This window comes from Blastococcus mobilis, from assembly GCF_900188025.1.
In the GTDB taxonomy this organism is placed as follows: Bacteria; Actinomycetota; Actinomycetes; order Mycobacteriales; family Geodermatophilaceae; genus Blastococcus_B; species Blastococcus_B mobilis.
In genome coordinates this window covers 30,719-43,383 of the sequence record NZ_FZNO01000020.1, presented here as the reverse complement: position 1 = coordinate 43,383, position 12,665 = coordinate 30,719, and the positions used below count along the sequence as shown (strand labels likewise).

Sequence of the window (12,665 nt, the reverse complement as noted above, 5' to 3'; positions counted from 1 at the left end):
AGGGGCCATAGTGGCCACAACGGCCCCTGAGAGGGTGGAGGCATGAGTGCTCCGACCGTCGCCGCCGTGGTCCTCGCTGCCGGGGGCGGCCGCCGCTACGGCATGCCCAAGGCCCTGGTCGAGTACGGCGGCAGCCTGCTCGTCGAGCGCGCGCTGCGGACGGCGCGGGAGGTCTGCGACCCGGTCCTCGTGGTGCTCGGCGCGCAGGCGGTCGACGTCTGGCGGCGAGCCGACCTCGGCGGTGCCGTCGTCCTGGCCAACAAGGACTGGGAGAGCGGGATGGCTTCCTCCCTGCGCACCGGCCTGGAGGGGCTGCGCGGCTGGCCCGATCGGATCGACGCCGCACTGGTCCTGCTGGTCGACATGCCGGGGATGACGATCGACGCGCTGCAGCGGATGGCGGCGCCCGCGGCACCGGACGCGCTGGCCGTCGCGACCTACGACGGCGTCCGCGCCCACCCGGTGCTGCTGGGCCGTGAGCACTGGACCGGCGTGATCGAGACGGCCACCGGTGACGAGGGCGCCCGCCGGTACCTCGCCGACCACGAGGTGACCGAGGTCGACTGCACGGGCCTCGCTGACCCGACCGACCTCGACGTCCCACCGTCGGGAGTACCTTCGGCGCCGTGATCGCCCGGGTGGTCGACGAACCGCTGTCCGTCGCCGAGCACGAGAACGCCGTCGCCGACAAGGCCGCTGGTGCGGTCGTCTCGTTCGCCGGCGTGGTCCGCGACCACGACGGCGGCCGGTCGGTCACCGAGCTCGAGTACGTGGGTCACCCCACGGCCGCCGCGGTGATCACGGAGCTGGCCGAGGAGTTCGCCGCCCGCCCCGACGTGCAGGCCGTCGCCGTGTCCCACCGGATCGGCCTGCTGGGCATCGGCGACATCGCGCTGGCCTGCGCGGTCAGTGCCGCCCACCGCGGGCAGGCCTTCGCCGCCTGTGCCGAGCTGGTCGACGAGGTGAAGAAGCGGCTGCCGATCTGGAAGCGGCAGGTCTTCACCGACGGCGAGGAGGAATGGGTCGCCTGTCCCTAGGACGGCAGTGATCCGTCCCGGCGGTCCAGTCGGGCCGCGACGATCTTGGTCGCCCCGGCGGCGCGGGCCTCGACGTCGTCACACCGCTCACGGACCCGGTCGAGCATCTCGGTGTCGCCGAGCGGCATCGTGGCCAGGAGGCGGTCGGCCTCGTCGACCTGCGGGTGCTCGAGGACCGCGTCCACCAGCCGGCTCCGCGTGCCGCCGGGCAACTGCCCGGACTCGACGTGCAGCTCGGAGTGGACGACGCCCGGTTCGCCGGTGAGCCGGACCTCGGCGCTGGCCACGGTGCGCCCGGCCTCCTCGATGAGGACGGTCTGGTCGTCGTCGGATCGGGTCATGGATGGATCTCCGCATGGTCGTCGGATGGCCGAGGGCTCGGTGCAGGCCCCGGAGGGAGAGGTCTCACGGATGCGTGACGGTGCGACGCTGCACGGTCGGGGACCAGCTTCGCCCACCGACGACCGGCTCCGCCGTGTCGGCGGTGGGACCGGTCACGATTCGGCCGCCACGCCGGAGGCGTGCGCGCTACGCGCCGGTCAGGTAGCGACTCGCCACCGCCGGCCGGGGGTCAGCCGGCGAACTCCCGTACCGGCAGGCCCCGCACGCCGGGGACCGCCCGGAACAGGGAGCCGGCCAGCGGGTCCTCGTCCGGCTCCAGGCCCTGGCGGGACGTGGTGACGAACAACTGGTCCAGTTCCGCCCCACCGAAGGTGCAGGCGGTGACCTGCCCCGTCGGGATCTCGATCACCGCGTCCAGCCGCCCGTCGCTGTCGTACCGGTGCACCGCGCCGCCGCCGTACAGCGCCACCCAGACCCCGCCGTCGGCGTCCACGGTCAGTCCATCGGGGTTGCCGTCGTCCGGCAGGGTCACGAACGGACGGCGCGCCGTCAGTCCGGCGTCGCGGTCGTAGTCGAAGACGTCGACGCGGTGCGTGGGCGTGTCGTTGTAGTAGGCCAGTGATCCGTCCGGGCTCCACTCCAGGCCGTTGGAGACGGTGACGCCGTCGAAGGCCATTCGCACGCTGCCGTCAGGGTCCAGCCGGTACATCGCGGCGGCACCCGGTGTCTGGTCGTACGCCATCGAGCCGCACCAGAAGCGGCCGTCGGGGTCGCAGCCGCCCTCGTTCATGCGGATGCGGTCGTCGGTCCAGACCGGGTCGAGGGCGGTGAGCGTGCCGTCGGGGTGCTCCAGGGCGAAACCGCGCTCCACGGCGAGCACCGCGCCGCCGTCGCGGCGCGGGCGGACGGCTGCCGCGACGGTTCCGACGTGCCGGCGGCTGACGGCTCCATCGCCGGCCAGAGTGAGCACGTCGCCGGCCAGCATGTCGACCCAGCGCAGCCCGCCCCACCGCGACGACCAGACGGGGCCCTCGCCGTGATGGGTCACCGGTCCGGTCACCTGTTCGGCCTGCACGCTCGTCCCCCTCCGAAGGTTGCCGGAATCATCGCCGAGCCGACGGCGAGCGGCGCGGTCAGCCGAGGTCGGTGACCGCTCCGGTGTGGTTGCGGGTGGCGGGCCCCGGCAGGTCGCTGGCCATCAGGGTGTTGAGCATGCGGGCGGTGATCTCCACCAGGGGCAGCTCGCGGGCGGCGCTGCGCGGCTTCGCGCGGAAGGAGATGCCGCACAACGTGCCGAACAGCTCCAGGTCGGCGGTCACCAGGGGGACGCCCACGTACGCGGCGATGTCCCGGATCGACCCGGAGACGCGAGAGGCGTACTGGGGGACGGCGGCGGTCACGGTGGCGACCCGCGGCGCGTTGCCCTCGATCATCTGGCGGCAGAAGCTCTGGGCCCACGGCAGCTCGGTGCCCCGGCGCACCGCCCCCTCCGGGAACGCTCGCAGGACGATCTGCCGATCGCCCTCGACGTGGGTCACTACCCACAGGTCCCACCCGGCGTACCCGTGCAGGAACCGCAGCGCCCCCTCGGCCGCGGACAGCCAGTCCGTCCACGGCGAGACGTCGGCGACGCCACTCGGAACCATACCGTCCGTTATTACCGCGGCACGCCCGCGGCAATCACGGGCCGGTCAGCGGGCTCCGGCGAGCCCGTCGTCGTCGCGGCGGATCTCCTGGCGTGCGGCGGCTTCCTCCTCCGCCTCGGCCTCCAGCACGTGCGCCTCGCCGGCGACCGCGGCGGCGGCGTCCCCGTGCGACTCCCCGTACACCTGCTCCGCCCGGCCCAGCAGCTCTTCCGCCTTGGCCTTCGCTCTGTCGAAGATGCTCATGGCTCCTCCTCCGCCCGGTCGCCGTCCGACCGGGTGCCTACTGGAACGGCCATCCTCCAGGGTCCCCCGAGCCTGCGAGGTGTGGGGGGAAGGATGGTCCTCCTTCAGCCGCCCGCGAACGGCGGGAGCACGTCCACGACGGCTCCGGGTGACAGCGCCAACGCGCGGTCCCGGGTGGTGGTTCCGTCGACGAGGAACGAGCAGGCGGTGAGCACCCGTTCCAGACGCTCCCCGTGCGCGTCGACGATCTGCCCCACCAGCTGGTCGAGCGTGGCGGCCTCCCAGGTCTCGGTGTCCACACCGGATGCCGCCCGGGCGCCGGCGAAATAGCGCACGGTGACACTCATGGGCTAGCCCCCGATCGCCGACATCGGGCGGGTCGGCTGCAGGAAGCTCGGGTCGTCGATGCCGTGACCGGGAAGCTTGCCCAGGGTCGCGATCCGCCACCGGTCAGCGATCTCGGCGTCGGTCGCCCCCTCGCGCATCGGCGTCCGGAGGTCGGACTCCTCGCGGGCGAACAGGCAGTTGCGGATCTGCCCGTCGGCGGTGAGCCGGGTGCGGTCGCAGCTGCCGCAGAAGGACCGGGTGACCGACGCGATGACGCCGACGGTGGCCGGGCCGCCGTCGACCAGCCAGCGTTCGGCAGGGGCCGAGCCGCGGGCCTCGGTGTCGGGGGTGAGCGCGTGCGCCGCCGACAGCCGCTCGAGGATGTCCTCGGCGGTCACCATCTCGCCGCGGGTCCAGGCGTGGTGGGCGTCCAGCGGCATCTGCTCGATGAAGCGCAGCTGGTAACCGCGCTCCAGGCAGAAGTCCAGGAGGGGGACGGCGTCCTCCTCGTTGATGCCGCGGAGCAGCACGGCGTTGACCTTCACCGGGGTGAGCCCGGCCGCCTGTGCCGCCGCCAGGCCGGCGATGACGTCGTCGAGGCGGTCGCGGTGGGTGAGCAGCTTGAACCGGTTCCGATCGATCGTGTCGAGGCTGACGTTGATCCGGTCCAGCCCCGAGGCGGCCAGTGCGGGCGCGACCCGGGCCAGCCCGATCGCGTTGGTGGTCAGGCTGACCTCGGGCCGGGGGCGCAGCGCCGTGGCGGCGGCGACGATCCCGACCAGACCCGGCCGGAGCAGCGGCTCGCCGCCGGTGAACCGGACCTCCGTGATCCCGAGCTGCTCGACCCCGATGCGCACCAGTCGGACGATCTCGTCGTCGGTGAGCACCTCGACCTTGGGCAGCCAGTCCAGGCCCTCGGGCGGCATGCAGTAGGTGCACCGGAGGTTGCAGCGGTCGGTCAACGAGACCCGCAGGTCGGTCGCGACACGGCCGTGGCGGTCGACCAGCCCGCCGCTCCCGGGGGCGGCCGCAGCCGAGGGGCGCACCCGGGGATCGGGCAGCGGGCTGCTGGTCATGTGCTGAATGTAGTGGCGCGGGCCGACACATGCGGACGGGAAGTCCGCCCGTCGCGGTTAGGCTCGGTGCGCCACCCGAGAGACCGGCGGAGGACGTCCCGCACTCGCCCGTGGCCAGAGAGCGCGAGAACGCCGTGTCAACCCGCACCGTCTTCGGCCCCTACGCCCGCCTGTTCGCCGTCCCCGGCTCGACGGCTTTCTCCTTCGCAGGCTGGGTGGCCCGGCTGCCCATCCCGATGTTGGGGCTCGGCGCCCTGCTGCTGGTCGAGGGGCAGACCGGCAGTTACGGGCTGGCCGGCGCCATCTCCGGCACCCTCGCGCTGAGCTTCTCGGTGGCCAGCCCTCAATGGGCCCGCGCGATGGACCGCCGAGGGCAGGGGACCGTGCTCCGCTGGGCGATGGCGGCCTACTTCCTGGCGGGGTTCGGCTTCGTCGGCGTCGTCGTCGCCGACGGACCGCGCTGGAGCTGGTTCCTCCTCGCTGCGCTGACCGGGGCGGCCGGACCCAACATCGGATCGCTGGTCCGCGCCCGCTGGGCCGCGGCCCTGGAGGACGCGCACCGCCGGCAGACCGCGTTCGCGCTCGAGGCGGTCGTCGACGAGGTGGTGTTCGTCGTCGGCCCGCCGCTGGTCACGCTGCTGGCCACACTCGTCGTCCCGCCGGCGGGCTTCCTGACCGGCATCGTGCTGGGGACCGTCGGCGGTCTCTGGCTGGCCGGGCAGCGCGAGACCGAGCCGGCGGTCCAGCCGGTCGATCCCGACGTCCCGGTGCGCCGGTTCGCCGCGCTGACCTCGGCGGTCCTGGTCGTCGCCGCCACGTACACCGCCGTCGGGGCGGTGTTCGGCGCCGTCGACGTCGTCGTCGTCGGGTTCGCCGACGCCGAGGGTGCGCCGGCGTTCGCCGGGCTGGCGCTGGCGGTCTACGCAGGAGGCAGCCTGGTGGCCGGCCTCGCCTACGGCGTGCTGAGACTGCCGGGGACGCTGAGCAGCCGGTTCCTGGCGACCGCCGTCCTCTTCGGTGCCGCCGCGCAACTGCTGTGGGGTGTGGGCTCCCTCGCCGTGCTCGTCGGTGCCGGCTTCCTGGCCGGGCTCACCATCGCCCCGGTGCTGGTGTCAGGGACGTCGCTGGTGGAGTCCCGCGTCCCGCGGTCGGCCCTCACCGAGGCCCTGTCCTGGACGACGACCGGCCTGACCCTGGGTGTCACGGCCGGCTCGGCGCTGGCCGGTGTCGCGGTCGACAGCTGGGGCGCCGAGGCCGCGTTCGCCGTCCCGGCCCTGGCGGCGGCGCTGGCGGCGGTGGTGGCCCTGGCCGGTGCGCCGCTGCTCCGTGTGCGCGCTGCTCCGCGGGCGTTCCCGCAGGACGGAAGGGAGTGGGTTGACCGCCCGGCGGCCGGGTAGCGGGACGTGCCGGTAGGCCGCGCATCCGCAGAGCGCGGCGGCACCCCCGATGGAAGGAACTCCCGGTGACATCCGTGCCCACGATCGCCCTGAACAACGGCGTGGGGATCCCGCAGCTCGGCTTCGGCGTCTTCCAGATCCCGCCGGACGAGACGGTCAAGGCCACGACGACCGCCCTGGAGATCGGTTACCGGCACATCGACACCGCGCAGATGTACGGCAACGAGCGGGAGGTCGGCCTGGCCGTGCGGGAGTCCGGCATCCCCCGCGACGAGGTCTTCGTCACCAGCAAGCTCAACAACAACCGGCTCGAGCGCGACGACATCCTCCGCTCCTTCGACACCAGCCTCTCCGAGATGGGCTTCGACTACCTGGATCTGTTCCTGATCCACTGGCCGCTGCCCGGGGTGAGCGACTTCGTGGCGCGCTGGAAGGTGCTGGAGGAGCTCTACGCCGGCGGCCAGGTGAAGGCGATCGGCGTCTCCAACTTCCAGCAGCACCACCTGCGCGCGCTCTTCGCCGCCGCCGAGGTGCGACCAGCCGTCAACCAGATCGAGGTGCACCCGTACCTGACGCAGGAGGAGCTGCGCGCGTTCGGTGGCGACCACGAGATCGTCACCGAGGCCTGGGCGCCGATCGCCAAGGGCAAGGTCGCCGACGACGCGGTGATCCGGGGCATCGCGGAGCAGGTCGGCCGGACGCCGGCGCAGGTCACCCTCCGCTGGCACATCCAGCGCGGCGACGTCGTGTTCCCGAAGTCGGTGACCCGCTCCCGCATCGAGGAGAACTTCGCAGTCTTCGACTTCGAGCTCGACCAGTCCGCGATGTCGGCCATCTCCGCCCTGGACCACGGTGAGCGCACCGGCCCCAACCCGGACGACTTCAATTGGATCCCGTGACGCTCCGCGTCACACCGCGGGCGGGAAGCGTCCCCCTGCCGCGTTGAGCCGTTGCGCGCCTGGCGTCGGGAGGCCTCCGGCCCCCGGCGCGAGGCACACTGCTAATCCGTCGTGACGAAGTCGATGAGCTCCTCGACCCGGCCGAGCAGGGCCGGCTCCAGGTCGGTGAAGCTCTTCACCCGGGCCAGGATGCGCTGCGCCCAGACGTAGCCGGTGTCGTCCTCCCAGCCGAGAGCGGCGCACACCCCTTCCTTCCACGGCTGCCCCTTGGGGACGACCGGCCACGCCTTGATGCCGACGACCTGGGGCTTGACGGCCTGCCAGATGTCGATGAAGGGGTGGCCGACGACGAGGGAGTGCTCCCCGGTGATCTGCTCGGCGATGCGGGACTCCTTCGACCCCTTCACCAGGTGGTCGACCAGGACGCCGAGCCGTCGTCCCCGGGTGGGGCGGAACTCCTTGACGATGGCGGGCAGGTCGTCGACGCCGTGCAGCGGCTCGACGACCACCCCCTCGATGCGCAGGTCGTGGCCCCAGACCTTCTCCACCAGCTCGGCGTCGTGCTTGCCCTCGACGTAGATCCGGCCCGCCCGGGCGACCCGGGCCCGTGCGTTGTCCACGTAGAGCGACCCCGAGGCGCTGCGCAGTGGTCCCGAGGGCGCCGCCTGCTTGGGCCGCACGAGCACCACGGGCCGGCCGTCGACCCAGAAGCCCGGTCCGAGCGGATAGCCCCGCACCTTCCCGAAGCGGTCCTCGAGGTGGACGACGTCCTTCTCGCACCGCACCACCGCACCGACGAATCCGGAGCTCGGATCCTCGACGACGAGATCCTTCTCCGCCTCCACCTGAGGGACCGGCTTCCTCACGGTGCGCGGGTGGACGAGGTTGTCGTACGGCGAGCGGGGAGGCACCCCTACATGCTGAGCACGGCATCGGGACGGACGGCGCAGGACGCGCCGGATGCCCACTGTGCGACACGCCCGACTGATCACGTTTCGCGCAGCGTGACAAGGCGTTCAGTTTCGTTGGTTTTCGCAACGGAGCCTAGGTTGTGGTCCATCCTCTGGGCCGTGACCTGCACGGACGCCCGCGGGGATCGGCTTGCCGTGTCCGTGCCTCACGGGAAGCCTCCGGCGCCGAACGCTCGGCCGGATGTGTCGCCGGCGCCGATCTCGTTTCGCCTTCCTGATCGAGGTCACCCATTGGAGTGACCGCACCAGCCCCGTGCAATGGATAGGAGCGATACGACGATGATCGGCACCGACACCATCAGCCGCGTGATCGGCCAGGACGTCTACGACGAGTCCGGCGAGAAGATCGGCTCGGCCGCGGAGGTCTATCTCGACGACGAGACCGGTCAGCCCGAGTGGGTCACGGTGCGCACCGGCTTGTTCGGCACCAAGGAGTCCTTCGTCCCGATCCGGAACGCCGACCTCACCGACGACGGCCTGCGCGTACCCGTGAGCAAGGACCAGGTGAAGGACGCCCCCAAGATCGACACCGAGGGCCACCTCTCCCCGCAGGAGGAGGAGGAGCTGTACCGCTACTACGGCATGGGCGGCGGCACGGACACCGCGCAGACCATGACCACCACCGAGACGACGACGGGCATGGCCGGCACCGGGACGACGACGGGCATGGCCGACACCGGGACGACCGACACCGACACCCGCGGCACCGTCGGCCACGACACCTCCGGCCCCACCACGGACGACGCGATGACGCGGTCCGAGGAGCGCCTCAACGTGGGCACCCGCTCGCAGGAGGCCGGCCGGGCGCGGCTGCGGAAGTACGTCGTGACCGAGAACGTGACCGAGACCGTCCCCGTGTCCCGCGAGGAGGTCCGCGTCGAGCGTGAGCCCATCACCGACGCGAACGTCGGCAACGCGATGGACGGGCCGGCCATCTCCGAGGAAGAGCATGAGGTCGTCCTGCACGAGGAGACCCCGGTCGTGGAGAAGGAGGCCGTGCCGGTCGAGCGCGTCCGCCTCGACAAGGAGACCGTCACCGAGCAGGTCCAGGTGAACGAGGGGCTCCGCAAGGAGGAGATCGAGGTCGACGGCGTCGACGAGACGCGCGACCGGCGGATCTGAGCAAGGACCCCCTTCCTCTCCGCCCTCCGCAGGCTCAGGGCGGGACCCGGGAAGGGGGCCATCGACGGCGGCAGCCGGTCGAGGACCAGACTCGACCGGCCGCCGTTCCCGCATGTGGCCCCGCTGTACGCAGATGGGATGCTCGCGCATGTGAGCGAGCCCACCGTGCAGCCCGTCGCCGCCGTCCCCGACCCAGCGGCCCCTGGATTCGCCGGGCCGGGCGATCTGGCGTCCGCGCTCGAGGCCACCGGCTACCTCCCCGACGAGGGCCTGGCCACCGCCGCCTATCTGGCGCTGGTGATGCACCGCCCGCTGTTCCTGGAGGGCGAGGCGGGGGTCGGCAAGACCGCCCTAGCGCACGCCCTCGCCCGCATCACCGGGCGCCCGATCTACCGGCTGCAGTGCTACGAGGGCCTGGAGGCCAGCCAGGCCCTCTACGACTGGGACTTCGGCCGGCAACTGCTGCACCTGCGCGCCGCGGAGGCCGCGCACGCCACCACGGACACCGAGACGCTCGAGGCCTCCCTCTACGACCGGCGGTTCCTGCTCGCCCGGCCGCTGCTGCAGGCCCTGGAGGACTCGCCCAGCGTGCTGCTGGTCGACGAGGTCGACAGGGCCGACGACGAGTTCGAGGCCTTCCTCCTCGAGGTCCTCTCCGACTTCACCATCTCCATCCCGGAGCTCGGCACCGTCCGGGCGCGGACGCCTCCGCTCGTCGTCCTCACCTCGAACCGCACGCGCGAGGTGCACGACGCGCTGAAGCGGCGCTGCCTCTACCACTGGCTGCAGCACCCGGAGTTCGACCGGGAGGTGGCCATCCTCCGCCGGCGGCTCCCCCAGGTGACCGAGCAGCTGGCCCGCGAGGTCGCCCGCGCCACGGCGAAGCTGCGCACGCTGGATCTGCTGAAGCCGCCGGGCATCGCCGAGACGATGGACTGGGCCACGGCGCTGCACACCCTCGGCGCCCGCGACCTCGACCCCGACCTCGCGGCTCGGACCCTCGGCGCGGTGCTCAAGTACCGCGAGGACACCGAGCGGGTGCAGAGCCTGGCCCGGGGGGCTCTCTTCGGTGGCTGATGAAGGACCCCGTCCATCTCACCCTTCGCAGGCTCAGCAGAAGGACCCTCCTGCCCCCCACCGCTCGCAGGCTCGCGGCGGGACCCTGCAGGAGGGCCGGGACGGGGCCGTACGGGACGTCGTCGACACCGTGCTCGGGTTCGCGCGCACCCTGCGCCATGCCGGGGTCGCCGCATCACCCGACCGCGTCGAAGCGATGCTCGCGGCGCTCGGGTCGCTCGACGTCCTCGATCCTGGCGCGGTCTACTGGGCCGGCCGGCTCACGCTGTGCGGCGGACCCGACGACCTCGACCGCTACGACGCCGCCTTCGCCGCCTACTTCGCCGGTGAGCGTCCCCGGGGCGCGCGACCGTCCGGCCGGCCGGACGTGCAGCTGGCGGCCTCGGCGCCGCTCGACTCCGGCAGGGGGGACGGCAACGACGATCCCGAGGCCCCCCAACTCGCCGTGCAGGCCGGCGGGGACGAGGTGCTGCGCCACCGCGACGTGGCTCAGCTGTCCCCGGCCGAGCGGGAGCACCTGCGCCGGCTGTTCGCCCTGCTCGTGCCCGCCGCTCCGATGCGGCCGGCGCGGCGCCGGCAGGCCAGCCCCCTGGGCGCCGTCCACCCGGCTCGGACGGTGCGCCGGGCGCTGCGCAGCGGCGGGGAGGTCACCCGCCTGCTGCGCCACCGCCGGCAGGCGCGGCCGCGGCGCGTCGTCCTGCTGATCGACGTCTCGGGCTCGATGGCGCCCTACGCGGACGCGCTGCTCCGCTTCGCGCACGCCGCCGTCCGCGCGCGGCCGGTGACGACCGAGGTGTTCACGATCGGCACCCGGCTGACGCGGGTGACCCGGGAGATGCGGCTGCGCGACCCGGACCGCGCTCTGGCCGCCAGTGGCTCGGCGATCCCCGACTGGTCCGGGGGCACCCGCCTCGGCGAGGTGCTCAAGGCGTTCCTGGACCGGTGGGGACAGCGCGGCACGGCCCGCGGCGCGGTGATCGTCCTGTGCAGCGACGGCTGGGAGCGGGGCGGGACCGAGCTGCTCGCCGAGCAGATGGTGCGGCTGCGGCGGCTGGCCCACGCCGTCGTCTGGGTGAACCCGCACAAGGGCCGGGCCGGGTACGAGCCGCTCACCGGTGGGATGCAGGCGGCCCTGCCCTCCGTCGACCATTTCGTGTCCGGGCACAGCCTGGCCGCGTTCGAGGAGCTGACGGGAGTGATCCAGCGTGTATGAGGATCCCCTGCAGGGCGCCGTCGGTACGGGAGGAGCGGTCTGATGCGTGAAGAAGGACCCCTGGAAGGACCCCGTCCTCCCCACCACTCGCAAGCTCGCGGCGGTGCCCGGGACGCGGCCGCTGGTCCCTCGCAAGCTCGGGACAAGCCTCGGGACGAGGCCGGAGAGGGGCATTCGAATGCGCGATGTTCTTGACGACCTGATCGGCTGGTGGCAGGCGGGGGAGACCGTGGGGATGGGCACCGTGGTGGCCACCTGGCGGTCGGCGCCCCGGCCCGCCGGCGCCTCGATGCTCGTCGGGCCGGACGGGACCGCGGTCGGGAGCGTGTCCGGCGGCTGCGTCGAGGGGGCGGTCTACGAGGAGGCGCGGGACGCCGTCGAGACCGGCGTGCCGACGCTGGAGCGCTACGGGGTGAGCGACGACGACGCCTTCGCCGTCGGCCTGACCTGCGGCGGCATCCTCGACGTCTTCGTCGAGCCGATCTCGCGCGAGTCGTTCCCGGAGCTGGGCGAGATCGCCGAATCGGTGGATCGGCACGAACCGGTCGCCGTCGTCACCGTGGTGAAGGGGCCCGACGACCGGCTGGGTCGCCGGCTGGTCCTCTGGCCGGACCGGGAGTCCGGGACGCTGGGCCTGCAGCGCCTGGACGACGCGGTGGCCGCCGACGCCCGCGGGATGCTCGCCGCCGGGCGCACGGGGCTGCTGCACGTCGGCCACGACGGCGAGCGCCGGGGCGACGACCTCACCCTGTTCGTGAACTCCTTCGCGCCACCGGCCCGGATGGTGGTCTTCGGCGCGATCGACTTCGCCGCCGCCGTCGCCCGCGTGGGCGCCTTCCTCGGGTACCGCGTCACCGTGTGCGACGCGCGGCCGGTGTTCGCGACGCCCAAGCGGTTCCCCGACGCGCACGAGGTGATCGTCGAGTGGCCGCACCGGTACCTGCAGCGCGAGGTGGACGCCGGCCGGATCGACGAGCGGACGGTGCTGTGCGTGCTCACCCACGACCCGAAGTTCGACGTCCCGCTGCTGGAGGTGGCCCTCCGGCTGCCGGTCGCCTACGTGGGCGCGATGGGCTCGCGGCGCACGCACGAGGAGCGCCAGGCGCGGCTGTCCGAAGCCGGGTTGTCCAAGGAGGAGCTCGGGCGGCTGTCCTCGCCGATCGGGCTGGACCTGGGCGCCCGGACGCCGGAGGAGACGGCCGTCTCGATCGCGGCGGAGATCATCGCGAGGCGCTGGGGCGGCACGGGGGAGCGGCTGGCCGGCACCGACGGCCCCATCCACCGGACCGCCTACCGCTGAAACAGGACCCCCTGC

General features: G+C 73.0%; 15 protein-coding genes. 8 read left to right on the top strand and 7 right to left on the bottom strand.

The window, feature by feature from the left end; all coding sequences use genetic code 11:
* Window positions 1-42 precede the first annotated feature (42 nt).
* Together CHB94_RS17045 and CHB94_RS17040 are read left to right on the top strand one after the other, a co-directional pair.
* Window positions 43-630 carry a nucleotidyltransferase family protein gene (locus CHB94_RS17045; protein ID WP_089337759.1) on the top strand — a complete coding sequence of 196 codons (588 nt, stop codon included), beginning with the start codon at window positions 43-45 and terminating at the stop codon, window positions 628-630.
* Window positions 627-1,037, top strand: a complete 411-nt coding sequence (locus tag CHB94_RS17040) for a molybdenum cofactor biosynthesis protein MoaE (protein ID WP_089337758.1) — start codon at window positions 627-629, stop codon at window positions 1,035-1,037. The genes CHB94_RS17045 and CHB94_RS17040 overlap by 4 nt, the downstream gene beginning before the upstream one ends.
* Here CHB94_RS17040 and CHB94_RS17035 read toward each other — a convergent pair.
* From CHB94_RS17035 to moaA, 6 genes are all read right to left on the bottom strand, one after another.
* On the bottom strand, window positions 1,034-1,378 hold the full coding sequence (locus CHB94_RS17035) for a hypothetical protein (RefSeq protein WP_089337757.1): 345 nt from the start codon (window positions 1,376-1,378) through the stop codon (window positions 1,034-1,036). The two genes, CHB94_RS17040 and CHB94_RS17035, sit on opposite strands and share 4 nt — an antisense overlap.
* 230 nt (window positions 1,379-1,608) lie before the next feature.
* Window positions 1,609-2,454: an SMP-30/gluconolactonase/LRE family protein gene (locus CHB94_RS17030; RefSeq protein WP_089337756.1), complete on the bottom strand. Its 846-nt coding sequence runs from the start codon at window positions 2,452-2,454 to the stop codon at window positions 1,609-1,611.
* A gap of 58 nt (window positions 2,455-2,512) precedes the next feature.
* Window positions 2,513-3,025 carry a histidine kinase gene (locus tag CHB94_RS17025; protein WP_089337755.1) on the bottom strand — a complete coding sequence of 171 codons (513 nt, stop codon included), beginning with the start codon at window positions 3,023-3,025 and terminating at the stop codon, window positions 2,513-2,515.
* Between the two features lie 45 nt (window positions 3,026-3,070).
* Window positions 3,071-3,268, bottom strand: coding sequence for a hypothetical protein (locus CHB94_RS17020; RefSeq protein WP_089337754.1), 198 nt, complete (start codon window positions 3,266-3,268; stop codon window positions 3,071-3,073).
* 104 nt (window positions 3,269-3,372) lie between these two features.
* A complete protein-coding gene (locus tag CHB94_RS17015; protein ID WP_089337753.1) occupies window positions 3,373-3,615 on the bottom strand; it encodes a MoaD/ThiS family protein in 243 nt (80 codons plus the stop codon).
* A 3-nt stretch (window positions 3,616-3,618) separates the two neighbouring features.
* Window positions 3,619-4,671: a GTP 3',8-cyclase MoaA gene (moaA, locus tag CHB94_RS17010; protein ID WP_089337752.1), complete on the bottom strand. Its 1,053-nt coding sequence runs from the start codon at window positions 4,669-4,671 to the stop codon at window positions 3,619-3,621.
* 134 nt (window positions 4,672-4,805) lie between these two features.
* Here moaA and CHB94_RS17005 point away from each other — a divergent pair, with 134 nt between their 5' ends.
* Together CHB94_RS17005 and CHB94_RS17000 are read left to right on the top strand one after the other, a co-directional pair.
* Window positions 4,806-6,068, top strand: coding sequence for an MFS transporter (locus tag CHB94_RS17005; protein WP_141137532.1), 1,263 nt, complete (start codon window positions 4,806-4,808; stop codon window positions 6,066-6,068).
* Between the two features lie 65 nt (window positions 6,069-6,133).
* Window positions 6,134-6,967, top strand: a complete 834-nt coding sequence (locus tag CHB94_RS17000; protein WP_089337751.1) for an aldo/keto reductase — start codon at window positions 6,134-6,136, stop codon at window positions 6,965-6,967.
* A gap of 101 nt (window positions 6,968-7,068) precedes the next feature.
* On the opposite strand, the gene CHB94_RS16995 is transcribed toward CHB94_RS17000, so the two are convergent.
* The gene (locus tag CHB94_RS16995; protein WP_089337750.1) at window positions 7,069-7,878 is read right to left on the bottom strand and encodes a DUF3097 domain-containing protein; all 810 of its coding nucleotides are present in this window, start codon (window positions 7,876-7,878) and stop codon (window positions 7,069-7,071) included.
* Window positions 7,879-8,217: 339 nt separating this feature from the next.
* On the opposite strand from CHB94_RS16995, the gene CHB94_RS16990 reads away from it, so the two are divergent.
* The 4 genes from CHB94_RS16990 (at window position 8,218) to CHB94_RS16975 (ending at window position 12,650) form a co-directional block, all read left to right on the top strand.
* Window positions 8,218-9,060, top strand: coding sequence for a DUF2382 domain-containing protein (locus CHB94_RS16990; protein WP_089337749.1), 843 nt, complete (start codon window positions 8,218-8,220; stop codon window positions 9,058-9,060).
* A gap of 150 nt (window positions 9,061-9,210) precedes the next feature.
* On the top strand, window positions 9,211-10,137 hold the full coding sequence (locus tag CHB94_RS16985) for an AAA family ATPase (RefSeq protein ID WP_254920718.1): 927 nt from the start codon (window positions 9,211-9,213) through the stop codon (window positions 10,135-10,137).
* A 130-nt stretch (window positions 10,138-10,267) separates the two neighbouring features.
* A complete protein-coding gene (locus CHB94_RS16980; RefSeq protein ID WP_254920717.1) occupies window positions 10,268-11,350 on the top strand; it encodes a vWA domain-containing protein in 1,083 nt (360 codons plus the stop codon).
* Between the two features lie 178 nt (window positions 11,351-11,528).
* Window positions 11,529-12,650 carry an XdhC family protein gene (locus tag CHB94_RS16975; protein WP_089337747.1) on the top strand — a complete coding sequence of 374 codons (1,122 nt, stop codon included), beginning with the start codon at window positions 11,529-11,531 and terminating at the stop codon, window positions 12,648-12,650.
* Window positions 12,651-12,665 lie beyond the last annotated feature (15 nt).

Excerpts from the sequence above, each read along its gene's own strand:
- CHB94_RS17020 (WP_089337754.1), bottom strand. The coding sequence starts at position 3,268 with ATGAGCATCTTCGACAGAGCGAAGGCCAAGGCGGAAGAGCTGCTGGGC.
- moaA (WP_089337752.1), bottom strand. The coding sequence starts at position 4,671 with ATGACCAGCAGCCCGCTGCCCGATCCCCGGGTGCGCCCCTCGGCTGCG.
- CHB94_RS16990 (WP_089337749.1), top strand. The coding sequence starts at position 8,218 with ATGATCGGCACCGACACCATCAGCCGCGTGATCGGCCAGGACGTCTAC.
- CHB94_RS17045 (WP_089337759.1), top strand. The coding sequence starts at position 43 with ATGAGTGCTCCGACCGTCGCCGCCGTGGTCCTCGCTGCCGGGGGCGGC.
- CHB94_RS16975 (WP_089337747.1), top strand. The coding sequence starts at position 11,529 with ATGCGCGATGTTCTTGACGACCTGATCGGCTGGTGGCAGGCGGGGGAG.
- CHB94_RS17015 (WP_089337753.1), bottom strand. The coding sequence starts at position 3,615 with ATGAGTGTCACCGTGCGCTATTTCGCCGGCGCCCGGGCGGCATCCGGT.
- CHB94_RS17025 (WP_089337755.1), bottom strand. The coding sequence starts at position 3,025 with ATGGTTCCGAGTGGCGTCGCCGACGTCTCGCCGTGGACGGACTGGCTG.
- CHB94_RS17035 (WP_089337757.1), bottom strand. The coding sequence starts at position 1,378 with ATGACCCGATCCGACGACGACCAGACCGTCCTCATCGAGGAGGCCGGG.